The sequence below is a fragment of the Rhizobium leguminosarum genome (assembly GCF_019798305.1).
GTDB lineage: Bacteria > Pseudomonadota > Alphaproteobacteria > Rhizobiales > Rhizobiaceae > Rhizobium > Rhizobium leguminosarum_U.
Genome location: NZ_JAAXDD010000005.1, coordinates 153,256 through 177,027, shown reverse-complemented (window position 1 = coordinate 177,027; position 23,772 = coordinate 153,256). Strand labels below are relative to the sequence as shown.

Annotated in this window: 20 protein-coding genes; 7 read left to right on the top strand and 13 right to left on the bottom strand. The window is 59.9% G+C overall.

Annotated elements, in window-relative coordinates:
• Position 1: 1 nt before the first annotated feature.
• From HFO99_RS10955 to HFO99_RS10945, 3 genes are read right to left on the bottom strand one after another with little or no spacing between them, the layout of a single operon-like run.
• Positions 2-607, bottom strand: coding sequence for a hypothetical protein (locus tag HFO99_RS10955; protein ID WP_222361151.1), 606 nt, complete (start codon positions 605-607; stop codon positions 2-4).
• Positions 607-1,860, bottom strand: coding sequence for a Zn-dependent hydrolase (locus tag HFO99_RS10950; RefSeq protein ID WP_222361148.1), 1,254 nt, complete (start codon positions 1,858-1,860; stop codon positions 607-609). Before HFO99_RS10950 ends, HFO99_RS10955 begins: the two co-directional genes overlap by 1 nt.
• 28 nt (positions 1,861-1,888) lie before the next feature.
• Positions 1,889-2,146, bottom strand: a complete 258-nt coding sequence (locus HFO99_RS10945; protein WP_222338736.1) for a hypothetical protein — start codon at positions 2,144-2,146, stop codon at positions 1,889-1,891.
• Positions 2,147-2,162: 16 nt separating this feature from the next.
• Here HFO99_RS10945 and HFO99_RS10940 point away from each other — a divergent pair, with 16 nt between their 5' ends.
• Entirely contained in the window at positions 2,163-2,813 is a 651-nt protein-coding gene (locus HFO99_RS10940) for a TetR family transcriptional regulator C-terminal domain-containing protein (RefSeq protein ID WP_207157520.1), read from the top strand.
• Positions 2,814-2,817: 4 nt separating this feature from the next.
• Here the strand turns inward: HFO99_RS10940 and HFO99_RS10935 are convergent, their stop codons facing one another.
• The 3 genes from HFO99_RS10935 to HFO99_RS10925 all read right to left on the bottom strand — a co-directional run bounded on the left by HFO99_RS10935 (position 2,818) and on the right by HFO99_RS10925 (position 6,959).
• Complete coding sequence (locus HFO99_RS10935) at positions 2,818-5,385, bottom strand: HWE histidine kinase domain-containing protein (RefSeq protein ID WP_222361146.1); 2,568 nt, start codon at positions 5,383-5,385, stop codon at positions 2,818-2,820.
• Positions 5,382-5,918 carry a biliverdin-producing heme oxygenase gene (locus tag HFO99_RS10930; protein ID WP_222331197.1) on the bottom strand — a complete coding sequence of 179 codons (537 nt, stop codon included), beginning with the start codon at positions 5,916-5,918 and terminating at the stop codon, positions 5,382-5,384. Before HFO99_RS10930 ends, HFO99_RS10935 begins: the two co-directional genes overlap by 4 nt.
• Positions 5,919-6,059: 141 nt before the next feature.
• Positions 6,060-6,959 (bottom strand): LysR family transcriptional regulator, encoded by a 900-nt coding sequence (locus HFO99_RS10925; RefSeq protein ID WP_222252279.1) that lies wholly within the window; start codon positions 6,957-6,959, stop codon positions 6,060-6,062.
• Between the two features lie 101 nt (positions 6,960-7,060).
• On the opposite strand from HFO99_RS10925, the gene HFO99_RS10920 reads away from it, so the two are divergent.
• Positions 7,061-8,083, top strand: coding sequence for a zinc-dependent alcohol dehydrogenase family protein (locus HFO99_RS10920; RefSeq protein ID WP_222361144.1), 1,023 nt, complete (start codon positions 7,061-7,063; stop codon positions 8,081-8,083).
• Between the two features lie 55 nt (positions 8,084-8,138).
• Here HFO99_RS10920 and HFO99_RS10915 read toward each other — a convergent pair whose 3' ends face one another.
• Positions 8,139-8,549 (bottom strand): rhodanese-like domain-containing protein, encoded by a 411-nt coding sequence (locus HFO99_RS10915; RefSeq protein ID WP_222361142.1) that lies wholly within the window; start codon positions 8,547-8,549, stop codon positions 8,139-8,141.
• Positions 8,550-8,617: 68 nt separating this feature from the next.
• On the opposite strand from HFO99_RS10915, the gene ftrA reads away from it, so the two are divergent.
• Both ftrA and HFO99_RS10905 read left to right on the top strand, forming a co-directional pair.
• On the top strand, positions 8,618-9,619 hold the full coding sequence (ftrA, locus tag HFO99_RS10910; protein WP_222308888.1) for a transcriptional regulator FtrA: 1,002 nt from the start codon (positions 8,618-8,620) through the stop codon (positions 9,617-9,619).
• Between the two features lie 195 nt (positions 9,620-9,814).
• Positions 9,815-10,825 (top strand): SDR family oxidoreductase, encoded by a 1,011-nt coding sequence (locus HFO99_RS10905; RefSeq protein WP_222252275.1) that lies wholly within the window; start codon positions 9,815-9,817, stop codon positions 10,823-10,825.
• Between the two features lie 166 nt (positions 10,826-10,991).
• Here HFO99_RS10905 and HFO99_RS10900 read toward each other — a convergent pair whose 3' ends face one another.
• A complete protein-coding gene (locus tag HFO99_RS10900) occupies positions 10,992-12,677 on the bottom strand; it encodes a glycoside hydrolase family 13 protein (RefSeq protein ID WP_222361140.1) in 1,686 nt (561 codons plus the stop codon).
• Positions 12,678-12,857: 180 nt separating this feature from the next.
• On the opposite strand from HFO99_RS10900, the gene HFO99_RS10895 reads away from it, so the two are divergent.
• The 3 genes from HFO99_RS10895 (at position 12,858) to HFO99_RS10885 (ending at position 16,534) form a co-directional block, all read left to right on the top strand.
• Complete coding sequence (locus HFO99_RS10895) at positions 12,858-14,501, top strand: alpha-amylase family protein (RefSeq protein ID WP_222361138.1); 1,644 nt, start codon at positions 12,858-12,860, stop codon at positions 14,499-14,501.
• Positions 14,498-15,535 (top strand): TIGR03885 family FMN-dependent LLM class oxidoreductase, encoded by a 1,038-nt coding sequence (locus tag HFO99_RS10890; protein WP_222361136.1) that lies wholly within the window; start codon positions 14,498-14,500, stop codon positions 15,533-15,535. The genes HFO99_RS10895 and HFO99_RS10890 overlap by 4 nt, the downstream gene beginning before the upstream one ends.
• A 246-nt stretch (positions 15,536-15,781) precedes the next feature.
• Positions 15,782-16,534, top strand: a complete 753-nt coding sequence (locus tag HFO99_RS10885; protein ID WP_261316844.1) for an SIR2 family protein — start codon at positions 15,782-15,784, stop codon at positions 16,532-16,534.
• Here HFO99_RS10885 and treZ read toward each other — a convergent pair.
• The 5 genes from treZ to HFO99_RS10860 all read right to left on the bottom strand — a co-directional run bounded on the left by treZ (position 16,531) and on the right by HFO99_RS10860 (position 23,756).
• Entirely contained in the window at positions 16,531-18,519 is a 1,989-nt protein-coding gene (gene treZ, locus HFO99_RS10880; RefSeq protein ID WP_222361134.1) for a malto-oligosyltrehalose trehalohydrolase, read from the bottom strand. The genes HFO99_RS10885 and treZ overlap by 4 nt on opposite strands.
• Positions 18,520-18,676: 157 nt before the next feature.
• Positions 18,677-19,990 carry an NAD-dependent dihydropyrimidine dehydrogenase subunit PreA gene (gene preA, locus HFO99_RS10875; RefSeq protein WP_222361132.1) on the bottom strand — a complete coding sequence of 438 codons (1,314 nt, stop codon included), beginning with the start codon at positions 19,988-19,990 and terminating at the stop codon, positions 18,677-18,679.
• A gap of 15 nt (positions 19,991-20,005) precedes the next feature.
• Positions 20,006-21,367, bottom strand: a complete 1,362-nt coding sequence (locus HFO99_RS10870; protein ID WP_222361130.1) for an NAD(P)-dependent oxidoreductase — start codon at positions 21,365-21,367, stop codon at positions 20,006-20,008.
• Positions 21,368-21,774: 407 nt separating this feature from the next.
• A complete protein-coding gene (locus tag HFO99_RS10865; RefSeq protein WP_222361347.1) occupies positions 21,775-22,770 on the bottom strand; it encodes a sensor histidine kinase in 996 nt (331 codons plus the stop codon).
• 191 nt (positions 22,771-22,961) lie between these two features.
• Positions 22,962-23,756 (bottom strand): response regulator, encoded by a 795-nt coding sequence (locus HFO99_RS10860; RefSeq protein ID WP_064248309.1) that lies wholly within the window; start codon positions 23,754-23,756, stop codon positions 22,962-22,964.
• Positions 23,757-23,772: the final 16 nt, after the last annotated feature.

Sequence of the window (23,772 nt, the reverse complement as noted above, 5' to 3'; positions counted from 1 at the left end):
CTTATGGCTCCACTGCCATCGTGGGTGTGCCGTTTCTAAGGAGTTCCGCACCCTTGGCGATAAGGCTGTAGACGGCCGCCTCGCTCAACTCATCGGGCGCGTCATGCTCTTCCTCATAATACCAGTCGGGCCGCTCGACGACATCGGTGCCGCCGACTGACAAGGACCAAAAACCATTGCTTTCACGAAAGTAAAAATCCATGCCGTCGATCAGCCCGGTTGACTGTACGGGTTGGCTGCCCTTGGGACGTTCGATCAGTATGCCGGGCATGGAAGGGCCGAGTTCGATCCGAACGACGCTAGGCCCAGGCTCGGAGATATAGTAGGTTTGGTGGAGCGCATCTGGGTCGCGGTCATCTGAATCGGCCAGCTGAACACCAGAAGGTTCATATCGCCAAAGGCTTGATATTTGCGGAAGCATGATCCGCTCGCCTGCTGTATTGATGCCAATGTAGAAAATCTGCACGCCAGGGACGTCACCCCACGGTCCTTCGCTCACTGGCGTCACATTGGCGGTGGCCCACGCGAGGTCGTCGGCGGTTCGCTGAGTTTCGAACTTAAATATATCAGCATAATCGAGATAAGTCGTTGGCAAGTCTGGCGCCATCACACCACAATCTCCGCCGTCTCGACCACCGCATGAAACAGCACATCGGCGCCCGCCATCGCCCATTCCTTGGAGATTTCCTCAGCCTCGTTATGCGAGAGCCCGCCGACGCAGGGGCACATGACCATCGTCGCAGGTGCCACCTTGGCCGCCCAGCAGGCGTCGTGGCCGGCGCCGGAGATGATGTTCATGTGGCTGTAGCCGAGCCGCTCGGCGGCTTCGCGCACCGACGTGACCAGTTTCGGATCGAAGGTGATAGGCTCGAAGTGGCCGATCGCCTCTATGGAACAGCCGACGCCGAGTGCATCGGTGATCTCAGGCGCCTTCGCCTCGATCTTCGCCCGCATGCGGTCGAGCTTCTCCTTGTCGGGCGAGCGAATATCGACGGTGAAGACCACCTTGCCGGGCAGCACGTTTCGAGAATTCGGCGAGAAAAACACCTGGCCGACGCCGCCGACGGCGCCCGGCTGTTCGCCCATCGCCACGCTCTGGACCATTTCCAGGATGCGGGCCATGGCGAGGCCGGCATTGACGCGCAGGTTCATCGGCGTCGAGCCGGTATGGGCTTCCTTGCCAGTCAGCGTGAATTCCAGCCACCAGAGGCCCTGGCAATGGGTGACGACGCCGATCTGCTTTTCCTCGGCTTCGAGGATCGGTCCCTGCTCGATGTGATATTCGAAATAGGCGTGCATCTTGCGGGCGCCGACCTCTTCGTCGCCGACCCAGCCGATGCGCTTCAGTTCGTCGCCGAACAGATTGCCCTCGGGGTCCCTGCGGTTATAGGCAAAGTCCAAGCTGTGCACGCCGGCGAAGACGCCTGACGCCAGCATGGCAGGGGCAAAACGCGCCCCTTCCTCGTTGGTCCAGTTGGTCACGACGATCGGATGTTTGGTCTTGATGCCGAGATCGTTCATGGTGCGCACGACTTCGAGGGCCGCAAGTACGCCGAGCACGCCATCATATTTGCCGCCGGTCGGCTGGGTGTCGAGATGCGAACCGACATAGACCGGCAAGGCATCGGGATCGGTGCCGGGGCGGGTGGCGAACATCGTGCCCATGCGGTCGACACCCAGGGTCAAACCGGCATCGTCACACCATTTTTTGAAAAGGCTGCGGCCCTGCGCATCGGCATCCGTCAAGGTCTGGCGATTGTTGCCGCCTGCAATGCCGGGGCCGATCTTCGCCATCTCCATGAGACTGTCCCAGAGACGGTCGCCATTGACGCGCATGTTCTCGCCTGGTGCTGCCACCATTTCGTATGCCCTCACCTGTTTGCGGCAGTCATGCAAAGGGCATGCCCGCCTGTTCCCGTGGTCCTTTCCTGCGCCCCCTTATTGGTTTTGTCGAGCGCCGGAAAATCGCCAGTTGCCTTTGTTTTGCATCTGGCGGATAATTTGACCGATTGGTAAACATTACAACTTCCACCGCCGGGCTCAAGACGAAAATCACGAAAATTGCCGATAAATATAAGGGCAATTGCTCAAGGAAGCGGCGGGGACCATTCCCAGCCAAAACTTGAGCGAAGAATTTGAATTTCAAGGGGAAATAACAGCCTGTGACCATACCGAGAGCAGCAAAAACCCTGAGGCGGACGCGAATCCAGGAGGAGAAAGAAGAGCAAATCCTGGAAGCGGCCCTCGACGTGTTTTCTGCAAGCGGCTTCCGCGGCTCGACAATTGACCAGATTGCCGAAGTGGCCGGCATGTCGAAACCCAACCTGCTCTATTATTTCCGGACAAAGGAAGCCATGCACCGTGCGCTGATCGACCGAGTGCTCTACACCTGGCTGGAGCCGCTGCGGGCCTTTAACGCCGAAGGCAATCCGGAGACGGAAATTCGCAGCTACATCCGCCGCAAGCTGGAGATGGCCCGCGATTTTCCCCGCGAGAGCCGGCTTTTCGCCAACGAGGTGCTGCAGGGCGCGCCGCATATCGAGGACGAGCTGAAGGGGCCGCTGAAGGAGCTGGTCGACGAGAAGGCGGAGGTCATCCGCGCCTGGGCGAAATCAGGCAAGATCGTCAAATGCGATCCCTACCACCTGATCTTCTCCATCTGGTCGACGACGCAGCACTACGCAGATTTCGACGTTCAGGTGCGTGCCGTTCTGGGGCAGGAACATTCCGGCGAAGGGCGCTTCGAGGATGCGGCGCGGTTTCTGGAACAGCTCTTCATCGGCGGCCTGCGACCGGATCCCGTTGAGGCGTGAGGGTTTACCCTCTTCTTGGAAGCGGCACCCGGGCAAGAATATCCGTCACGCCCTCCATCGTATAAGGCTTCTGCAGCACGGGCGCGTCGGAGTGGCTGTTTGCCTGGGCGATGCCTTCCCCATAGCCGGTGGCAAAAACGAAGGGCACGCCTTCGGCCGCCAGCCGGTCGGCAATCCCGAAACTCGTCTCATCGCCAAGATCAACATCGAGAAGCGCCAGATCGAAGGACTGTCCGGCCAGGATCTCAATCGCCTCAGTGACACTTGGCGCCGTTGCCACGTCGGCGCCTAAACGGCGCAGGATGTCCTCGCCATTCATGGCGATGATCAGATTGTTTTCCACCAGCAGCACGTTCAGGCCGGAGAGCGGCCGATCGTCGGGAATCGCCTTGCCTCCGGTCGCCCGGACCGGAGGCGGATTTGACCGTTCGCTTGTCGGGCCGACGACATGTCGTGCCGGAATGCAGAAATCGGCCTCGAGCCCATCCTTGACGTAGCGGACCTCGGCCTTGCCGCCGAGGTCATAGGGGATCGTGCGGCGGATGATGGTCGAACCGAAGCCATGACGTGTGGGTTCGACGACGGGCGGACCGTCTTTTTCGCGCCACCCGACGCGCAGATTGCCCTCGTCGTCGCGGTGCCAGCCGAGTTGGACTGTGCCGCTGCCGGTGCTGGAAAGGCTGCCATATTTGGCGCTGTTGGTCATCAGCTCATGGAAAACAAGGGCGGCGGTGGAAAAGGCCTGCGGTTCCAGCAGCACGTCCTTGCCGCTCATCTGGATGCGTTGCGCATTTTTCCCGAGATAGGCGGCGGTCTCTGCCAGTAGCAATTGCCGGAGCGAAGCGGGCGCCCAGTGATCGCGGGTGATCTGGTCATGGGCGCGGGCGAGCGACTGAATGCGGCCCTCGAGCTGGCGGATGTAGTCGCCAAGGCCGACCGACGTTGCCTGCGACTGCCGGATGATGCCGGTGATCAGGCTCAATATGTTGCGGACGCGGTGGTTAAGCTCGGCGATCAGCAGCTCCTGGAGCTCGTTTGCCGTCTGGCGGGCCATACTGACCTCGTCGGTGAGGCGCAATACCACCTCGATCAGTGTGACGCGGATCGTTTCGGCGACACGGCGCTCGGCCTCCGTGAAGGGGAGGGAGCGGCCACGCACCAGTTCCGACCAGGTTTCGAAACTCTTGCGCGGAGTCAGCCTCGGGCCATTCGGCCCGTATTCCACCGGCTTGTGCGGGTCGCCCGCCCAGCGGACGGTCCGCACCAATTCCTGACGGAAAAGCACGACATAATCACGCGGCGAGCGCGAGATCGGGATGGCGAGCATGCCTGCCACCGCATCGTTGACCTCAAGATCGGGATAGGCTTCAGCGAGCTTGTCCACGGCAAAGATGCGGCCGGCGGCGTTGCGGTTGAGGTGGCGGACGAGGGCTGCGAAATCTCTCTCGTCCGGCCCGATGCCGGCAAGTGCCAGCCGACCGTCGATCCAGACGCCGATTCCGTCCGCAGGAATGGCATCGGCGAGCGCCTCGATCAGCCAGGCCGGATCGTCGAGCAGGCTCGCATTGTCTGCCACGGACGTGAGAAGCCGGTCAGCGATGCGGCGCGCGTTGGTCTCGTAGTCGAGAGCCAGCCGCCGTTCGCGGCTTTCAAGGCGCGAAGCAAACATCTGACCGAAGAGTTCGGCTGTGGAGCGGCTTTGGGCCGAAGGCAGACGCGGGCCGTAGTGATGGCAGGCAAATAGGCCCCAGAGCTTACCGTCCACGACAATCGATATGGAGAGCGAAGCGCCAACGCCCATGTTTTTCAGATATTCGATGTGGATCGGCGAGACCGAACGCAATACCGACATGGAGAGATCGAGCGGCCGGCCATCCTCGTCGAGCTGCGGCAGGATCGGGACCGGGACGGCGTCGACATCGGCAATGATGCGGAACAGGTTGCGCAGATAAAGCGCGCGCGCCTGGACTGGAATGTCGGAAGCCGGATAGTGCAGCCCGAGGAATGATCCGATGCCGGCCCGGGCGGATTCCGCCACCACTTCGCCGGAACCGCTTTCATCGAAACGATAGACCATGACCCGATCGAAACCGGTGAGCGCCCGCGCCTGTCTTGCACCCTCGCGGAAGAAAGCTTCCGGTGTTTCCGTGTGGTCGAGGCGCGACATCATGCTGCGCATGGAGAGCGAAGCGGCGTCACGCCTGTCTTCCTGGCTACGCTCGCATTCGATGATGACCCCACCGCCGTTCAGGTGCACTGCAAGGTCGAACCTGTTTTGATCGGGCGTCAGGGCAATGCCGAAAATGCGCTCGACGATGTCGGGACCGCGCAGCGTGGTAAGCTTGTTGCGGATTGTGTGGAGTGCTTCGGGTGTGATCAGAGAGATAACGGGACGGCCGATCGCGTCGGCCTGCGCAACACCAAGGAACTCTGTCAGATTTGCGGAGGCGCGCGTGACAATCCAGTCTGAGGATAGCGCCAGGAGAAAGCCGAAGGGCTGAACCGAGCCGAGCTGGTGGATCGGCTCACGGTCGCAATTGGAGAGATCGACGGGTTCGTGCGTGCCGCTCATGGGACGGCTTCCAGCGTGAGGTGCCCCGCTTTAAGGAAGAGATCGAAGACATCGCGGGCTGCGGCGACGGCAACACCGGGATCGTCCATCTTACTCGCGTCAAGACGATCCATGAAAAGCCGCATGGCGCTCTTCGGGCCTTGCGGGCTCAGGTAGCTGCTGGGCAAGTGATCAGGCACGGTCTTGGCGAGCAGCGCGCCGCCGAGCTTGGAGCCTTCCAGAACATAGGCAGCACCCCAGACCGCTGCTTCGCAGCGCAAGGCAGGTTGAGGAAGAGGCGCGGGCAATCGATCGCCGAGTTCCCTTATATCGGCAGCGAGCCGGTGCACGCGCCTTCGTTCCGGCCAGTCGGGCAGCAGGCGAGCGATCCCGGCTTCCTCAAGCGCATGTTCGACTGATGGTACGACCCGAGCATGCGCGCGCAAGAAGGCCTGGTAATCCTGGATGCGTGAGAGGTTGAATCTGCCGAAGAGGGTGTCGACCGCGGCGTGGCAATCTGCAGTTTGGGCGCGGAGGGCGCTGTGAAGTGACATGCTGACGTTTTTCCGAGTAATATGGCGGCCGCCCACAACGGACGGTGAATGAGCGGATATACTGCGCTATCGGGTTATTTCCAGAGAAACGCCCAGGAATAACATAGGTTTCTCCTCGCTCGCAGACGCGTGGCGAGCGCTTCAGCCCATCATTGCCGGCAGTCCCGCGGCGAGCGTATCGATCGCGAGCCGCACCTTCGGCAGCATGACCGGTGAGCGCAGCCAAACGGCATGGGCATCGGAGATATTGGGCGGTTCGTGCTTCAACACCTGAATGAGCCGGCCTGCCAGCACCTCCTCGCGGACCAGCCAGCAGGGGAGCCAGGCAAGACCGCGCCCGGCGACGGCGGCATCGGAAATCGAAGCGAGGTCGTCGAGCCGCAGTCGCGCCTTTGGCACCAGCCGCCGCCCGGGATCAGCCGCAGTCGGAAAGATCCAACCCTTGTCATCATCGCCCCGCCTGTAGACGATGCCTTCATACCTCGGAATATCGAAGACCGTCTGCGGTGCGCCATGTTTTTCCAGATAGGCGGGCGATGCGCAGACGGTCATGCGCTGGCGCGCAATCGCCCGGGCCATCAAATCCGGATTGTCCTTCAGCGGCCCGTTGCGGATGACAAGATCGAACCCGTCCTCGAGCAGGTCGACGATACGGTCGTTGAAGGAAAGGTCGAGTTCGAGGTTCGGATGTTCATCGAGCAGGCGTGCGAGGGTCGGCGCGATGCAGTGGCGGCCGAAAAGCACGGGCATCGAGATGCGCAATCGGCCGCGCACGTCACGCCGGCCGGATTCCAGCATGGCTTCCCCGAGGCGGATTTCCTCCACCGCCCGCAGGCAGCGCTCGTAGAAGAAGCGGCCTTCCTCGGTAAGGCTCTGCATGCGTGTTGTACGGTTGAAGAGGCGCACGCCGAGACGCTGTTCCAGACGTGCGATCGTCTTGCCGACGGCCGAGCGCGTGAGATGGAGTCGCTCGGCGGCAGCCGAAAAGCCACCTGCCTCGACGGCTTCGACAAAGATCGAGATACCCTTCAGCTGTTCCATTTGTTTCCCCTTTGGAACCATTCTGGTGAATTAATATCGCAACTGGTGCGAAATATTCAACGATATCCTTGTGCTCCCTGCAATGAACAAGGAGCAAGGCAATGCAAACAACACGGCAATGGCAGATCGACGCGGTTGGGCCGGAGCGCCAGCTGACGATCGGCGAGCGGAGGCTCGAACCGGTTTCGGGAAACAGGATTCTGGTCCGGACGGAAGCCGTTTCGCTCAATTTCCGCGACCGGCTGGTGATGGAGAGCGGCATGGGGTTGCCGCTGCAGTTTCCCTTCGTGCCGGCTTCCGATATGGCGGGGGTCGTCGAGGCCGTCGGACCCGAAGTCAGCCGTTTCAAGCCGGGCGATCGGGTCATCTCGACGTTTTCGCCCGACTGGACCGACGGACGCGGGTTGGGCGATGCGCGCACGCCGCCTTACAGGACGCGCGGCGGCTTTTATCCCGGCGTCCTCTCGCAATATACCGTGCTTTCCGAAGAATGGTATTCACGCGCGCCCGACACGCTCGATGCGGCGCAGGCGAGCACCTTGCCCTGCGCCGGGCTGACTGCCTGGTTCGCACTGATCGAACGCGGCGGTCTGAAGGCCGGCGACAAGGTGCTGGTGGAAGGCACCGGCGGGGTGGCGCTCTTCGGTCTGCAGATCGCCAAGGCGCATGGTGCGGAGGTCTTCATCACATCAGGCAGCGCGGAGAAGCTCGAGCGCGCCGTTGCCCTCGGCGCCGATCACGCGATCAACCGCCATGAGGGCGACTGGGTGGAAGAACTCTATCAGTTGACCGGCGGCTATGGCGCCGATCACGTGCTTGAGATCGTCGGCGGCCCGCATCTCGGCCAGGCGCTGAAGGCGGTGGCGATCAATGGCCGCATTTCCCTCATCGGCGTGTTCGAGGGGTTCGAGGTTTCCGGCCCGACCGGGCCGTTGCTGCTCAAGGCGCCTGTTGTGCAGGGCATTTCCGTCGGCCACCGCCGTGCGCTTGAAGATCTGGTGCGGGCAATCGACCAGACCGGGCTGAAGCCTGTGATCGACAAGCGCTATGCCTTCGACGAATTCCCTGAGGCGCTCGATCATCTCTATCGCGGGCCTTTCGGCAAGGTGGTCGTCGAGTTCTGACGGTCGCGATTTCCCGTCTCCCCGCTGCATGATTGTAGGGGGAGACGGGAGGCCATCAGGCGGCAGCGGGGATGCCCTGTTCGAAGGCGAAGCCTTCATCGGCCCAGCCGGTCATGCCGCCGATCATCAGCTTCACCTGGAGGCCGAGATTGGCGAGGCGGAAGGCGGCCTTGTCGGCGCCGTTGCAATGCGGGCCGGCGCAATAGACGACGAAGAGTGTATCGCTTGCCCATGTCGACATGCGGTGTGCCGTCATCTTGCCGTGCGGCAGGTTGATGGCTCCGGGAACGTGGGACTCTGCGAAGAGCTGCGGCGAGCGCACGTCGAGGAGAACGAAATCGACTTTGCCGGCCGCAAAGGCGGCATGCACATCCGCGCAATCGGTTTCGAAAGCGAGCTTGGCGGCAAAGTGAGCGACAACGGCATCCGGAGCTGCAGCAGGTATTTGGGAAACGGGGCTTAGCATCGGCTTTTCCTTTTTCTGAAGTTGCCGCCTGGTATCGCCGATGCTAGAGCTTTGCGAAATTGGCCATCATGACTGACAGCGTAAAGATCATGCCAAACTCATTGCCGCAGCAAACCAAAGGACCGCTGGTCGCCGCACTTGCCTATGACGGGCTCTGCACCTTCGAATTCGGCATTGCCTACGAGGTCTTCGGCCTGCCGCGACCGGAAATGGGCGAAGGCTGGTATCGCTTTTCGGTCTGCGGCATCGAACCAGGCCCGCTTCGCGCCGCCGGAGGACTGACGGTCGCGGTAGACAAGGGACTGGAAGTGCTTGACGAAGCGGACCTGATCGTCGTGCCGGGTTGGCGGTCGATCGATGCCGCCGTTCCCGAGCCGCTGGTTTCAGCGCTCAAGGCCGCACATGAACGCGGCGCAAGGATCATGTCTCTTTGCTCGGGTGTTGCCGTTCTTGCCGGGTCGGGTCTGCTGACGAACCGCAGGGCGACGACGCATTGGCGTTATGTCGCCTCGATCGCCGCGCGTTATCCCGATATCGCACTCGATGCCGACGTTCTCTACATGGACGAGGGCAGCCTGCTGACGGCGGCGGGCAGTGCCGCCGGCATCGATCTCTGCCTGCATGTGGTGCGCGGCGATTTCGGTTCGGAAGCCGCAAACAGCGTTGCAAGACGCCTCGTCGTGCCGCCGCACCGCGAAGGCGGACAGGCGCAGTTCATTCACGCGCCGGTTCCCGAGGAACGCGAGGGTATCCGCTTGGGGCCGCTGATCGAATGGATGCGCGAAAGTCTTTCCGAGGAACAGCCAATCAGCCTGCTTGCGAAAAGAGCGGGCATGAGCATGCGCACCTTCCAGCGGCGCTTCGAAGCGACGACAGGCCTCAGCGTCGGCGAATGGCTGCTGAAGGAGCGGCTGCGGCATGCCCGCGATCTGCTGGAGAAGGAACTTGCCGTTTCGCTCGATGACATCGCCGCTGCCAGCGGCTTTGGAACACTGGCAACCATGCGACATCATTTTCGCAAGCGGATCGGGACAAGCCCTCATGCCTATCGAAAATCATTCGGTGGCTAAGGCATCCTTTGCCTGCATTTAACCTAAATGGCCGCTCTGGATCGCATCTCGAGAGGGCGTGTGGTGATGAGCGACATCTCAGCACGCTCCGAGACAGCAAGAGCTGCCTGAAAAGGCGCGATGTCCGCTGGCCGGGAACTTCAATGGCGCCGGGTTGTTTGCGCAGAAAGGGTAAATCGAAAGGACGATTCGACTATGACAACCAATCTCAAGGATGCTGTTGTCGTCATTACCGGTGCATCGAGTGGTATCGGCCAAGCCGCAGCCGAGGCATTCGCCAGGCAGGGTAGCAGGCTGGTGCTCGCGTCGCGCAACGGTGCCGCATTGGAAAAAGTGGCAGAGGACTGCCGCCGCCTTGGCGGCGAGGCCACTTCAGTTGTTGCGGATGTCACCGACCCCGATGCCGTCAAGGCTCTTGCCTCGAAAGCTGCCTCGTTCGGCAAGATCGATGTCTGGGTCAGCAATGTCGGCGTCGGCGCGGTTGGTCGGTTCGAGGAGACGCCAATTGAGGCGCATGAGCAGGTCATCCGCGCGAACTTGCTGGGACATATCAACGACGCACACGCGGCTCTCCCGGTGTTTTTACGCCAGGGTAGGGGCGTATTCATCAATATGATTTCACTCGGCGGTTTTGCAGCGGCGCCGTTCGCCACAGCCTACAGCGCCAGCAAGTTCGGGCTTCGCGGATTTTCCGAGGCCTTACGGGCGGAGGTGGCGGATAAGCCTTACATCCATATCTGTGACATTTACCCCGCCTTCGTCGATACGCCCGGCCTGATGCATGGTGCCAACTATGTCGGCCGAAAGGTCTCCGCGCCGCCGCCGCTGATCGATGCCCGGCGCGTTGCCGAAGCCATAGTCCACGTGGCAAAACATCCGCGAGCAACGACCACCGTTGGCGCCGTAACCAACGCAACGCGCCTCGCCCACCTGCTGGCGCCAAACCTGGCGGCGCGGTTGCTCGGCCGCTTCATGGCGGCCTATTTCAACCGCGCGTCACCCGTCGCGAAAAGCGACGGTAATCTCTATCGGCCTTCCCAGGACACGGCGCATATCGATGGCGGATTACGCTCGCGCTCGCGGTCATCGCTGTCGACGCCTCTGATGCTGGGCCTTACAGCCCTTGCTTCCATCGCGGTCGCCGTGGCCATTGCATCGAGAGGCAGCCGGCGCCAGCCTCTTTCGCTGCCCCGGCGCTTGCGATAGCCGAGAAGATCGGAGCACCGAGCACCATCAAAAGCCCGAGCAACTGTAACCGGATCCCAGCTTCACCTAGAGCATGATGCCGAAAAGTGTGAGCGGTTTTCGGACGACATCATGCTCTAACTCTTTAATTGAGAACAGGATGACTTTAGGCCGACCCGGCCTAAAGTCATCCTGTTCTAGACACTATGGCGAAGGCCTCGTATGGGCTGAGTTCAATGGTCTCGTTGATCATGTTCACCGGTTCATAGTTGCAAATGAGACATTCTCCGTTCATCCCGAGCTCCGATGGCAAACTCAGCGCAATGTGCCGCGGCGTGAAATTAGCGATGACAATCATCCGTGTCCTGTCGAATGTACGGGTATAGACGAAGACATCAGGATGTTGGTCGAGCCAGGACCGATATTCCCCGTAGACGATGACAGGGTGGGTCTTCCGGAGCGCTATCAGTTTGCGATAGTGGTTCCAGATCGACTTCTCATCCTTGATGGCCGCTTCGGCGTTGACCTTCGAGTAATTGGGATTGACCTCGATCCAGGGTACGCCGGTCGAAAAACCGCCATAGGGGGCCGCACTCCATTGCATCGGTGTGCGGGCGTTATCGCGGCCGTTCTCGTTTGCTCCGCGAATAAACTCTTGTGGGGAAAGGCCGGCCTCCACGTGCAGCCTGTGCATGTTGAGGGTTTCGATGTCCCGGTACTGATCGATGGAGGTGAAGGGAACGTTCGTCATGCCGATCTCCTCACCCTGATAGATGAAAGGCGTGCCTTTCAGGAGATGCAACACGGTCGCCAGCATCTTGGCGGACTCGATATGAAAGCCGGTCACGTCGCCGTAGCGGGAGACGGCGCGCGGCAGATCGTGATTGCCCCAGAAGAGCGAATTCCACCCGTCTTCGGATAGGGCAAGCTGCCATTTGCTGAGGACGGTCTTGAGATTGACAAGGTCGAACGGTTTCGGGCGCCATTTTCCATAGACCTCGTCCCACTGTTGGGTGACGTGTTCAAACTGGAAGATCATCGACAGTTCTTGGCGGTCACGCCCGGAATAGAGGAGGGCTGCACCGGGAGTGGCGCTCCAGGCTTCGCCGACCGTCAGGATATCGCGGCTGCCGAAGGTCCTGGCATTCATCTCCTGCAGATAGTCGTGCAGATGCGGTCCGTCCTTGACGAGCTCCCTGTCCACCTGCTTGCCGATATAATCGATGACGTCCATGCGGAAGCCGCCAATGCCTCGCTCAAGCCACCAGTTCATCATGTCATAGATTTCCGCCCGCACTCGTTCGTTCTCCCAGTTGAGATCCGGCTGGCGGCGAGAAAACATATGCAGGTAATATTCGCCGCTCGCCGGGTCGAGTGTCCAGGCCGGTCCACCGAAGGAGGATTTCAGGCTGTTCGGCGGGCCTCCGTCGCGGGCAGGTTTGCGCCAGATGTAGAAGTCGCGGAATGGATTGTCCCGCCTCTGGCGGGATTGGAGAAACCACGGATGTTCGTCCGATGTGTGGTTGACGACGAGGTCGAGCATGATGCCGATCCCGCGGTCTCTTGCCTCAGCCACCAGCTGGTCGAAATCTGCGAGCGTGCCAAACTCGGGGGCAATGTCCCGATAGTCCGATATGTCATAACCATTGTCGTCCATCGGCGACTTGTAGATCGGCGACAGCCAGATGATGTCGATCCCGAGCTTTTTGAGGTAATCGAGCTTTGAGGTGATGCCGGGGATATCGCCAATGCCGTCTCCGTTGGAATCGCTGAAGCTGCGCGGATAGACCTGGTAGACAGTTGCGGTATGCCACCATTTCGGTTGGAGAGGTGATCGCTCGGAACTTGCCAGCGGTGTCGTGGAGTGATCCATCGGAGGCTTTCCTATCTGTTCGGAATATTGGGAAAACACCGGTGATGTCTGCAGGTTCCACCGGGCCAGACCTTCCTTCCGCTTCCCCCCGCACCCGTGGACTTGGCGCAATCCGAGGAACCGCCTCGTTCCGGAACCGTTAGAAGGGGTGGCAACAGAGATTATCGGGAGACCGTCGCGGTGCCGAACCGAAGCAGCAGCTGGTATGAGGAGGTAGTGATCTACAGCATCGATGTCGAGAAATTCGCCGATGGAAATGGCGACGGCATTGGCGACTTCGTGGGCCTGACTGAAAAGCTGACCTACCTTTCAGAACTCGGAATCACATGCATCTGGCTCCTGCCGTTTTATCGCAGTCCGGATCGCGACAATGGTTATGACGTCAGCGATTTCTATTCGATCAACCCAAAGGTCGGAACGCTTGATGACTTCCTGACATTTCTGCACAGCGCCGGTGAGCATGGCATTCGGGTGATCATCGACCTCGTCGTCAATCATACATCCGATCAGCATCCCTGGTTCCAGGCCGCCAGGCGGGACGACGAGACGCGCTACCGCGGCTATTATGTCTGGAGCGCCGATCCTCCGCCTGTCGCTTCCGGGGCAAGGTCGATTTTTCCGGGCGAAGTGGACAGCCTCTGGACCTATGATGAAGTGGCGAGGGCGTATTATTTCCATAGTTTCTACGAGTTTCAGCCTGAACTGAACGCTGCTAATCCGCGGGTTCGCGAAGAGATCTTGCGCATCGTCGACTATTGGATCGCGTTCGGGGTGAGCGGGTTCAGGCTCGACGCCGCGCCGCTTATCATTGCCGATAAAGGACTTGAGCATGCCAATCCTCGTGATCCACATGGTATTCTAAGGGAGATCGGCAGCTATCTACAAAGCAGGCGGCCGGGTGGTGTGCTCCTTGGCGAAGTCAATCTTCCGCCGGAGGCTTCCGATGCCTATTTTGGTGAAGGAGACCAACTCCAGCTTCTGCTCAACTTCATGCTCGCCTGCTATCTCTTCGCGGGCTTCGCGAGGGAAGACGCGGCCTCGATCAATCAGGGACTGAGCCTGCTTCCGGAGCCACCGCCCGGCTGCGGCTGGGTCAATTTCCTGCGCAATCTCGACGAGCTCGATTTTTCCCGGGTTCCTGCGGATTTGAAGAAGAACGTCTTCGACGCCTTCGCGCCGCAGGAAGAGATGCAGGCATTCGGCCGCGGCATCAGACGTCGCGTCGCGCCGATGTTGAACGGCGAGCAGCGACGGTTGGAACTCGCCTTCAGCATCATTTTTTCGCTAGGCGGGCCGCCGCTTATCGTCTACGGCGACGAGATCGGTATCGGCGAGGACCTTTCCCAGCCCGGACGCAATGCAGTGAGGGTACCGATGCAATGGTCGGCGGAAAGGAATGCCGGTTTCTCCGGTGCCAGCGCCGGAAAACTGTGCCAGCCGATCGTCGCTGACGGGCCGTTTTCCTACAAGAAAGTCAATGTTGCCGACCAATCCAGCGATCCTAATTCCCTGTTGAACGGGATCAGGCGCTTTATTTCTCTTCGCAGGAATCAGCCGATCTTCACGAAGGGGCGGCTGGTGCGATTGAGCGCCGAGGATCCGGCCATTTTGGTTCACGGCTTTGAAGACGCCGGGTCGCTTCTGTTGCTCGTCCACAACCTCGCAGGCCGGCGTATTAAGACGGAAATCAATTTTGGCGGAATGCAGCCTGGGAAGTTTCGAGATCTGATCGGCGAGGTGGAGTACGCAGGCGCCATCCAGCCACGCCTGGAACTCGAGCCCTATGCCTACCACTGGTTTATTTCTGAGGGCAACGGATCATGACTCTCATCGGCTATCACGCGTCCCATGAACAATTTTCGCCAAGCGAGCTCCTCGGATATGTGCAGGCTGCGGAGGCTGCAGGCTTCGGTGCCGTGATGTCGTCCGATCACCTGACGCCGTGGAGTGAGAGGCAGGGCCAGTCGGGCTTCGCTTGGGCTTGGTTAGGGGCGGCGCTCCAGGCCACGCGATCTATTCCCTTCGGTATCATCACAGTCCCTATGGGCTGGCGTTATCATCCGGCGATTACCGCACAGGCTGGCGCGACGATCGCGGAAATGTTTTCCGAACGGTTGCCGTGGATAGCGGTGGGCAGCGGGCAGGCCATGAATGAACACGTCGTCGGTGAACGCTGGCCTTCCAAGGCCGAAAGAAATGAACGGCTGCTGGCGGCGGTAGAAATCATGCGGGACTTGTGGTCGGGGAAGCTTGTCAGTCGGAGAGAGCCGATCAAAGTCGATCAGGCCCGCGTCCATACTCTCCCTGATGAGATCCCGCGCATCGTTGCCGGCGCTCTTTCGCCAGAAACGGCCGAGTGGGCGGGAGGCTGGGCGGATGCGCTTATCACCATCAATCAGCCGCCCGACAGGCTCGGCAAAGTCGTCGAAGCCTTCCGGCGTGGCGGCGGGCAGCAAAAGCCGCTCTACTTACAAACGCATATTTCCTATGCCGGCTCCGAAGAGGAAGCCAGAGCAAGCGCCTTCGAGCAGTGGCGGAGCAACGCGATTTCTGCTGCGATCTCGGAAACCCTTCGTTTGCCCGAGGAGTTCGATGAGGCGTGTCTGAAGGTGCGGCCGGAAGATATGGATGAGCATGTGCGCATTTCGGCCGATCCACGACAGCATGTCGAGTGGTTGAAAGCCGATGTCGCGATGGGATTTGAAGAAATCTATATTCACAATATCGGGCGCAATCAGCGCGAGTTCATCGAAGTTTTTGGTCGAGAGGTACTACGCTCATTCAGGACTGGTGCGCCGGTCGATCCATCCGATCTTTCAACGGAAGATGGCTTGAAGGGCAGTCCAGGTATCAGTTGATGAGGAGCGAATGCGGCTGGCGGTCGCAATTGCCCGCGCTGTCGGGAATATGCTGCTCCGAAGAACAGCGAGCTCCAATCCGAAGTGCGCCACCGAGTGCGCTACCGCACAGAAACAAGTCTCTCCAGACGACGTTCGGTCTTACGGTAGTCAGGAGGATGCGTGCCACACGACAAACAAATATCGGCGATTGCCACCGCGATTGAACGCCGGCAGGCCATTTTGTTCGTTGGCGCAGGAATATCGATGAACGTCGGCCTGCCGTCATGGAGCTGTCTCATCGATCATATGCTGATGGATCTCGGCCTGCCTTCGTCGTTCGCCGCCGCTCACGGCACGACCTACCAGGAAATTGCCGAATATTACCGGTTGAAGCACGGTTCATTGTCTCAGTTGGTCGAATGGATGAAACGCGAGTGGCAGATTTTGCCGGAGCAACTGAGGACATCGGAGCTGCATCGGCTCATCGTCGAATTGGATTTTCCTCTCGTTTACACCACTAACTACGATGCAAATCTCGAAATGTCCTATGAGACGTTCGGGCGGCCATTCACGCGGATCACAAGCGCGAAAGACATGGCGACCGCTCCAGTCGGCGAAACTCAAATCGTCAAATACCACGGCGATTTCTCCGATCCGGACACACTGGTGCTGACAGAGTCGGACTACTTCGATCGCCTGTCCTTTGATGCTCCTCTGGACATTAAATTCAGGAGCGATGCCTTCGCCTCGACATTGCTGTTTATCGGCTACAGCATGTCCGATCTGAACATTCGCTTTTTGCTCCATCACCTGTGGTCGACATGGCGACGGACTGGACTAGACCGACACCGGCCGCCGTTATTTCTCTTCATGCACGAGCCGACCGAAGTTCAGGTGCATGTTCTGAAGAGGTGGGGCGTTACCGTCCTCAGCGGCGATGGCGAGAGTTCAGGCGACTCCCTCTCTCATTTTCTCGAACGTCTGCTTCAACGACGAAACTCGAATGCCCGCAGTTAAGTGCCAGGGGCCCCGGCTCGCAAGATGCCGGCTTGCCAGTCCCCTGTGGGCATTGCCGCGACGTTTTGCCGGTTCTGGAGTTTTAAGGGGGCGAGGACCAGAGCAATATCCCCGTTCAATACCCAACGCTTCCGAAAATCGTATGGGCGGCATCCGCTGCCACCGTAGGCGGCATCCTCACTCGACCAAGAGAGATGCCATTGGTGAGCTTCTGGTGGAGCAAAAAGCGGATCCGGTAGGCTATCGATCACGAGGTCATTGCCGAAGTTGATCAACAATATTCTCTCGTCCGGCGGTTTCTCTGCGAAGAACCTCAGGAGGAAGGCGGAGCTGGACAAAATATTGCCGTCCATCTGGCCGTCACGAGCGCAGGCTTGGCGAGAAAATGCCTTGTTTGTCTGACGTAGATTCAGCAGGTCGCGATGAAGCAGCACGACTGCCGCGTTCCTCTCCCATTCGGCCCAATCGAGCTTCACCTTCTCAAACGTCGTGCGAGCACACGGATCCGCCATCTGTCTGATGAGCTCTTCATCCCTCAGGTTCGGGAATTGGCTGATGAAACTGCGCCGCCCCTGCCGGACCATGTCGGCGATTTCCCCTTCGTGATCTGCGAAATAATAAAACGGAGAGGATGCACCAAATTCCTGCCCCTGAAAGAGCATGGGCGTCTGCGGCCCCAGCAGTTGGAGCGCCGTCAGAGCCCGAAGGCGGGCTGGCGATGTTATGTGGCCGATCCTCGCGCCTGTGCCGGAATTGGCGACCTGGTCGTGATTCTGGAGGAAGTGCACGAAATTCCACGGCTTGAGGTCGAGCCCAGCCGTTCCACGCGCTTTATCCTGCCAATCATACCGCTGCCCCTGAAACAGGCAGCCATATTTGGCGGCAGAAACGAGCTCCTGGGCCGTACCGCGGTGATCATGATAATAGGCTTCGTTGCGGCCGGTCAGCGCCACTGTCGCGGAGCGGTGAAAATCATCATTCCACAAGGCGTCCAGCCCATGCCCTCCGACATCAGCCGGCCGTACCATGTTGGTTTGTTGCGGCTCATTTTCGCTCACGAGATAGATCTGCCGCTGTCCCGCTGCCGCCCGAGATTCCCTGACGATGACCGTGACGATATGTTCGCGGCTTGAGTCGAACAACGCCTGCGTTGCATCGATACGCAGTCCATCGAAATGGAATTCGTCGATCCAGTAGCCCGCGTTCTTTGCTATATATTCCCGAACACCGTGGCAGTTCGGACCGTCGAAGTTGATCGACTTGCCCCATTCGTTCGAGTACCGCTCCGTGAAATAGTCGGGCGTGAACTCGCAGAAACGCTCGCCGACACCGAAGTGGTTGTAGACCACATCGAGAATCACGCCAATGCCGATCCGGTGGGCTTCATCGACGAAGGCGCGCACATCATCCGGCGATCCATATAGCCGGGTCGGAGCATAGAGCAATGTGCCGTCGTAGCCCCAGCCGAATTCGCCTTCAAATTCATTGATGGGCATTACTTCCAGGCAGTTGATGCCAATCGCACGAAGTTTTGCCAATTTTTCCTTGGCAGCCGCAAAGGTGCCCTCCCTTGTGAAAGTGCCGATGTGCAACTCGTAGAGGGTAGTTCCGAAAGTGGAGATTCCATGCCAATCGTGATCATTCCACTGATACAGCGCGGGATCCACGACGACTGAAGGGCCCGATGGTCCATTCGGCTGGAAACGCGAGGCGGGATCGGCAAGAAGATCATTCGCGTCGCCAAAGTGGAACTGGTATCGCGTGCCTGCAGCCAAACCGCTGAGATAGAGGCTGTAGTAGCCGCCTTCCTCCCGTTTCATCTCGTATTCGGCGTTTCCCTCAATCACGAGGAAACAGCGTTTCCTGACGGGCGCCCATAGTCGGAACGAAACGCCGCCGGCCTCAACCTCCGCTCCGATCGGGAAGCGTCGGCTCGAACTGGGAGGCTTCGGTTTCGACTTTTCGCTGCTTGAGTGGTCGTGCATGGCTCTCTCATGGAATCGCCTGCGCTAACTTCGGCAGCCTTATGATGTTCCCATAATCGCCTTTCGCCACCTTTGGAGCCGCCCATCAAAACCGAAACTTGTATTTGCGGTACAGCGCAATGCCGCGAACCGAGCTTGTCCGCGGCATTGCGCGCCCTCACTCCGCCGCCTGGCGCGCCATCGGGTTGTTCGGGTGCGTCGTCCAGTTGGCGTAGTTGGGGTCGACGACGCGGCCGGTGCGCTTGTCGAGAGTGCCGGCGGGAAGCTGCTCCATGGTGATGCAGTTCTCGACCGGACAGACGCTGACGCAGAGATTGCAGCCGACGCATTCCTCGTCCATCACCTCGAAATGGCGAGCGCCGTCGACGAAGTTGGTGATTGCCTGGTGCGAAGTATCCTCGCAGGCGATGTAGCAGCGGCCGCATTTGATGCAGGCGTCCTGGTCGATCTTCGCCTTGGCGATGTAGTTGAGGTTCAGATATTGCCAGTCGGTGACGTTGGGCACGGCGCGGCCGGTAATGTCGTCGAGGCTGCGGTGGCCTTTTTCGTCCATCCAGTCGGAGAGGCCAGTGATCATCTCCTCGACAATCTTGAAGCCGTAGGTCATCGCCGCCGTGCAGACCTGGACGTTGCCGGCGCCGAGCACGAGGAATTCGGCCGCGTCCCGCCAGGTGGTGATGCCGCCGATGCCGGAGATCGGCAGACCGTAGGTTTCGGGATCACGGGCGATCTCGGCCACCATGTTGAGCGCGATCGGCTTCACTGCCGGGCCGCAATAACCGCCATGGCTGCCCTTGCCGCCCACAGTCGGGTTGGGGGCGAAGTTGTCGAGATCGACGGAGACGATCGAATTGATCGTGTTGATCAGCGAGACGGCATCGGTGCCGCCGGCCTTGGCGGCGCGGGCGGGGCGGCGGACATCGGTGATGTTGGGCGTCAGCTTGGTGATAACAGGCATGCGGGTGTACTGCTTGCACCAGCGCACGACCATTTCGATATATTCCGGCACCTGGCCGACCGCCGAACCCATGCCGCGCTCCGACATGCCGTGCGGACAGCCGAAATTGAGCTCGATGCCGTCGGCGCCGGTCTCTTCGACCAGCGGCAGGATCGCCTTCCAGGCCTCTTCCTCGCAGGGAACCATGATCGAGGCGATCAGTGCCCGGTCCGGCCAGTTCATCTTCACCTGCTTCATTTCGCGCAGGTTGGTGTAAAGGTCGCGGTCGGTGATGAGCTCGATATTGTTCAGACCGAGCAGGCGGCGGTCGGCGCCCCAGATCGCGCCGTAGCGCGGGCCGTTGACGTTGACGACGGGCGGGCCTTCCTCGCCCAGCGTCTTCCAGACCACGCCGCCCCAGCCGGCGTTGAAGGCGCGCTCGACGTTGTAGGCCTTGTCGGTCGGCGGCGCAGACGCCAGCCAGAATGGGTTCGGGGATTTGATGCCGACGAAATTATTGCGTAGATCAGCCATTGTTCATTCTCCCCTTCAAGCAACGGCGACAGCCGGAGCGGCTGCTGCGGTGAGGGTGCGATGGATGGATTCAGCCGCGTCGCGGCCGTGGGCGACGGCCGAAACCGTGAGATCGTCACCGCCGAAGACGCAGTCGCCGCCTGCCCAGACGCCATCGAGCGAGGTATGGCCTTCGCCATTGACAGCGATGCGGCCGGATTCCATGCGCAGCGAACCGAGACCGGAGGCGTCAAAGCTCTGGCCGATCGCCTTGAAGATCTGGTCTGCGGCAATCACACCGGTTTCGCCGGTTCCGACGAGGCGGCCTTCGAGCATCCTCGTATATTCCACTTCGATGGCAGCGACCTTGCCGTCCTGCGACAGGATCGATTTCGGCGCCAGCCAGTGGCGGATGATGACGCCCTTGGAGCTTGCCAGATCCTGCTCGTATTCGGAGGCGTTCATCTGCTCCTTGCCGCGGCGGTAACAGATCGTCACCTCCTCGGCGCCGAGCAGCTTTGCCTGCACGCCAGCGTCGATGGCCGTCATGCCGCCGCCAAGGACCACGACGCGGCGGCCGATCGCGATGTCACTTTTGTCTTCGGCCTGGCGGAGTGCGGCGATGAAATCGACGGCGTCGTCGACGCCTGCAAGTTTCTCGCCCTCGATGCGCAGAGCGTTGACGCCGGCAAGGCCGATACCGAGGAAGACGCCGTCAAATTGCGCCTGTAGATCGGAAAGCGAGAAGTCGCGACCGAGACGCTGCCCATGCCGAACCTCGATGCCGCCGATCGAAAGGACGTAATCGACTTCCTTCTGGGCGAAGTCGTCGACGGTCTTGTAAGTGGCGATCCCATATTCGTTGAGACCGCCGGATTTTTCCCTGGCATCATAGATGACGACGGAATGGCCGTTCACTGCCAGGCGATGGGCGGCGGCAAGGCCGGCCGGGCCTGCGCCGACGACGGCGATCGTCTTTCCGCTCGGTTCGGCTCTGGCATAGAACTGTCGGCCCGCCTGCATGGCGGCATCGGTCGCATAACGCTGCAGGCGGCCGATCTCGACCGGCCGCTCTTCAGCCGTGTTGCGCACACAGGCCTGTTCGCAGAGCTCTTCGGTGGGACAGACGCGGGCGCACATGCCGCCGAGGATGTTCTGGTCAAAGATCGTCTTTGCCGAGCCGATGGGATTGCCGGTTGAAATCTGGCGGATGAACAGCGGTATGTCGATCGAGGTGGGACAGGCCGTCATGCACGGCGCGTCATAACAGAAATAACAGCGGTCGGCGGCGACCAGCGCCTCGTGATTGTCGAGGCGCGGATGAAGATCGGAAAAATTAGCCTCATACTCGGCGGGCGAAAGCCGGCCGGCATGAATCCCTGTTTCCAGTCGTTCCATTGAAGTTCCCTCATTATTGGTAAACGGCCTGTAAGGGAAAGCGTAACTCAGGTTTAAAAATTTATCAAACGGTAAAATTTTGACGACTTTCTCTTCTTATCTCGCGCGTAATCCCCTGTTTTTGCTGGAAGAATTTATTCGGCCTGAATCAGTGAAATGGCTGAGCGCGCGACGAGGGAAGGGCACCCGAAAAAAGATTCAAAAAAGTCGAATTTTTTTCGGATGGCAGGGAACCAAAGTTTGAGGTCGTCGTTATTGCGATATCCGGATGGTGATCGCATCGACCCAACATGCGCGCCCCCAACCCACTATCCGGACGTACTCACGGTCCCCTCCCGGTGAGTGAAGACAGCTGGTGCGCCGCCCTCGCACCGGCTGTTTTTCGTTCTCGGCTGTCTCCAGGGCTTTCACACCCGCTTGAAGATCTCGAATTCGGTTTCCGGAATGGTCAGACGGTACTCGATGCGGCCGGGAACGAGGTTCAACTCCGCTTTGCCATTGACCGACGAAGGCACGACACGCTCCAGCACGGTGCGACCGAAGCTGTTGTCGCTGAATTCGTGGACTTCCGACTGATCATGCAGAACTTCCGCCCAGGCAACTTCGATCGCCTTTCTGTCGTTGATCATGGCCTCGCGGCAATTCAGCGTGATGGAGGCGGCGCCGCCTGATATTGCGCCAAAGGAGGCGGAATTGACGATGAGCTCGTGGAGGGCGAGCCCGAGGTGCACGGCGGCATTCGGTGTCAGATGAGCGTTGATGCCATAGATCGGCATGGAGCCGGCCGTCTCCGGCCAATAGGGGGCGAACTGCTTTTCGGCGAGTTCGAAGAGGTAGGCGCCGCGCCAGCTCGAATCCGTGATCAGGTCCTGCGAATTGGAAAGCGATTGCAGCCGTCCGCGGAACTTGAGGAGGAAGCTGTCGAGAGAGAGCGTATTGCGCGCCGTCTGCGTGGCAATGCCCTGGATGATGGCGAGAAGGTTCTTCGAGCGGTGAGAGAGTTCGCGCAGCAGCGATTTCAGAACTTTTTCGCGATGCCGGCTTTCGGTGACTTCAGTCATGACGGACAGAAGTCCATGTGCGCCGCGTTCGCCGGTGCGCTGGATCTTCAGTTCATAAGTGCGCCTTTCGCCGTCAACGTCGATCTCGACCTCGGCATTGTTAGGGATGCCGGTTTCCAGCACCTTGTGTTTCAGCGCTGTCAGATATCGCCCATGGGCGTCGCCGAAAAGGGCGGCGTCGCTGCCGCCGGGCATAAAGAGCGCTGCGAAATGCAGTGGCAGATTTTCGGCGTAGAAGATCGACAGTCGGGCGTCCTGGCAGAGGATCGAAATCCCGGCGCTGCCGAGCGCGCGTTCCATCATTGCGGCTTTGCCTTCGAAGGTAAAAGGCATGCCGGACAATGGTTCAGTCGTATTCACGCGGCCGCCTTTCCTTGTGACATCTTGACCGTCGCTGAAGGGAGCGCCCTTCCAGACACGCCTGCCAACTCTAGAACAAAGCGCTGCAAAAACCGTTAAAGCCATCGGAGCGTCCCGGTAGCACCGGAACGCCTGTTTTGGCGATTTGGTTCCGAAAGCCGGAAAATTGCCTCTCAGGCGGCCACTCTGGTCGATTCATTGAAGAAAAGAGCCTGGCTGATCAGTGCCTTGACCATGTCCGGATTGAAGGGCTTGGTGACAAGGAAAGTCGGTTCCGGGCGCTCGCCGGTCAGAAGCCGTTCCGGGAAAGCGGTGATGAAGATCACCGGCACGCTCGACGTCTTGAGGATGTCGTTGACTGCGTCGATACCGGAACTGCCGTCGGCAAGCTGGATGTCGGCCAGCACCATGCTCGGCTTGGTCTTATTATAGAGCGCCACGGCCTCGGCATGCGTACGGGCAATGCCGGTGACGCGATGGCCGAGGCTCTCGACCATCTGCTCGATATCCATGGCGATCAGCGGTTCGTCCTCGATGATCATGATATCGGTTGCGACCTGTCGGGAAATCTCCTGCGACGCTACGTCGAGCAACTGCATGACATCCTGCTCCTCGGTTTCCAGGATTTCGGCGATTTCAGCGACGCGGAAATTCTCTACAGAGGCGAGCAGGAAAGCCTGACGGGCGCGCGGCGAAACCTTGGAAAGGTTCAGCGTGGCGCGCTGCTCCCAAGCATAGGGCGAGGTTGGCTCCGGAATCTGGACTGCGGTGGAACCAAACAGTTGCGTGAACAGTTTGTAGAGTGCGACCCGGTCATTCGCCGTATCCGGGAAAATCGACAAATCGGCGATGATGGCTTCGAGAACGGCGGCGACGTAAGCGTCGCCCGAAGTCTGAGTGCCGGTAAGGGCGCGGGAATAGCGGCGCAGATAAGGAAGGTGCGGCGCAATTCGAGTAGAAAGTGTCATTAATGGCTCCTGAATG

Excerpts from the sequence above, each read along its gene's own strand:
- preA (WP_222361132.1), bottom strand. The coding sequence starts at position 19,990 with ATGGCTGATCTACGCAATAATTTCGTCGGCATCAAATCCCCGAACCCA.
- HFO99_RS10885 (WP_261316844.1), top strand. The coding sequence starts at position 15,782 with ATGAACGTCGGCCTGCCGTCATGGAGCTGTCTCATCGATCATATGCTG.
- ftrA (WP_222308888.1), top strand. The coding sequence starts at position 8,618 with ATGACTGACAGCGTAAAGATCATGCCAAACTCATTGCCGCAGCAAACC.
- HFO99_RS10900 (WP_222361140.1), bottom strand. The coding sequence starts at position 12,677 with ATGGATCACTCCACGACACCGCTGGCAAGTTCCGAGCGATCACCTCTC.
- HFO99_RS10925 (WP_222252279.1), bottom strand. The coding sequence starts at position 6,959 with ATGGAACAGCTGAAGGGTATCTCGATCTTTGTCGAAGCCGTCGAGGCA.
- HFO99_RS10950 (WP_222361148.1), bottom strand. The coding sequence starts at position 1,860 with ATGGTGGCAGCACCAGGCGAGAACATGCGCGTCAATGGCGACCGTCTC.
- HFO99_RS10920 (WP_222361144.1), top strand. The coding sequence starts at position 7,061 with ATGCAAACAACACGGCAATGGCAGATCGACGCGGTTGGGCCGGAGCGC.
- HFO99_RS10955 (WP_222361151.1), bottom strand. The coding sequence starts at position 607 with ATGGCGCCAGACTTGCCAACGACTTATCTCGATTATGCTGATATATTT.
- HFO99_RS10870 (WP_222361130.1), bottom strand. The coding sequence starts at position 21,367 with ATGGAACGACTGGAAACAGGGATTCATGCCGGCCGGCTTTCGCCCGCC.
- HFO99_RS10890 (WP_222361136.1), top strand. The coding sequence starts at position 14,498 with ATGACTCTCATCGGCTATCACGCGTCCCATGAACAATTTTCGCCAAGC.
- HFO99_RS10915 (WP_222361142.1), bottom strand. The coding sequence starts at position 8,549 with ATGCTAAGCCCCGTTTCCCAAATACCTGCTGCAGCTCCGGATGCCGTT.
- HFO99_RS10860 (WP_064248309.1), bottom strand. The coding sequence starts at position 23,756 with ATGACACTTTCTACTCGAATTGCGCCGCACCTTCCTTATCTGCGCCGC.
- HFO99_RS10935 (WP_222361146.1), bottom strand. The coding sequence starts at position 5,385 with ATGAGCGGCACGCACGAACCCGTCGATCTCTCCAATTGCGACCGTGAG.
- HFO99_RS10905 (WP_222252275.1), top strand. The coding sequence starts at position 9,815 with ATGACAACCAATCTCAAGGATGCTGTTGTCGTCATTACCGGTGCATCG.
- HFO99_RS10930 (WP_222331197.1), bottom strand. The coding sequence starts at position 5,918 with ATGTCACTTCACAGCGCCCTCCGCGCCCAAACTGCAGATTGCCACGCC.
- treZ (WP_222361134.1), bottom strand. The coding sequence starts at position 18,519 with ATGCACGACCACTCAAGCAGCGAAAAGTCGAAACCGAAGCCTCCCAGT.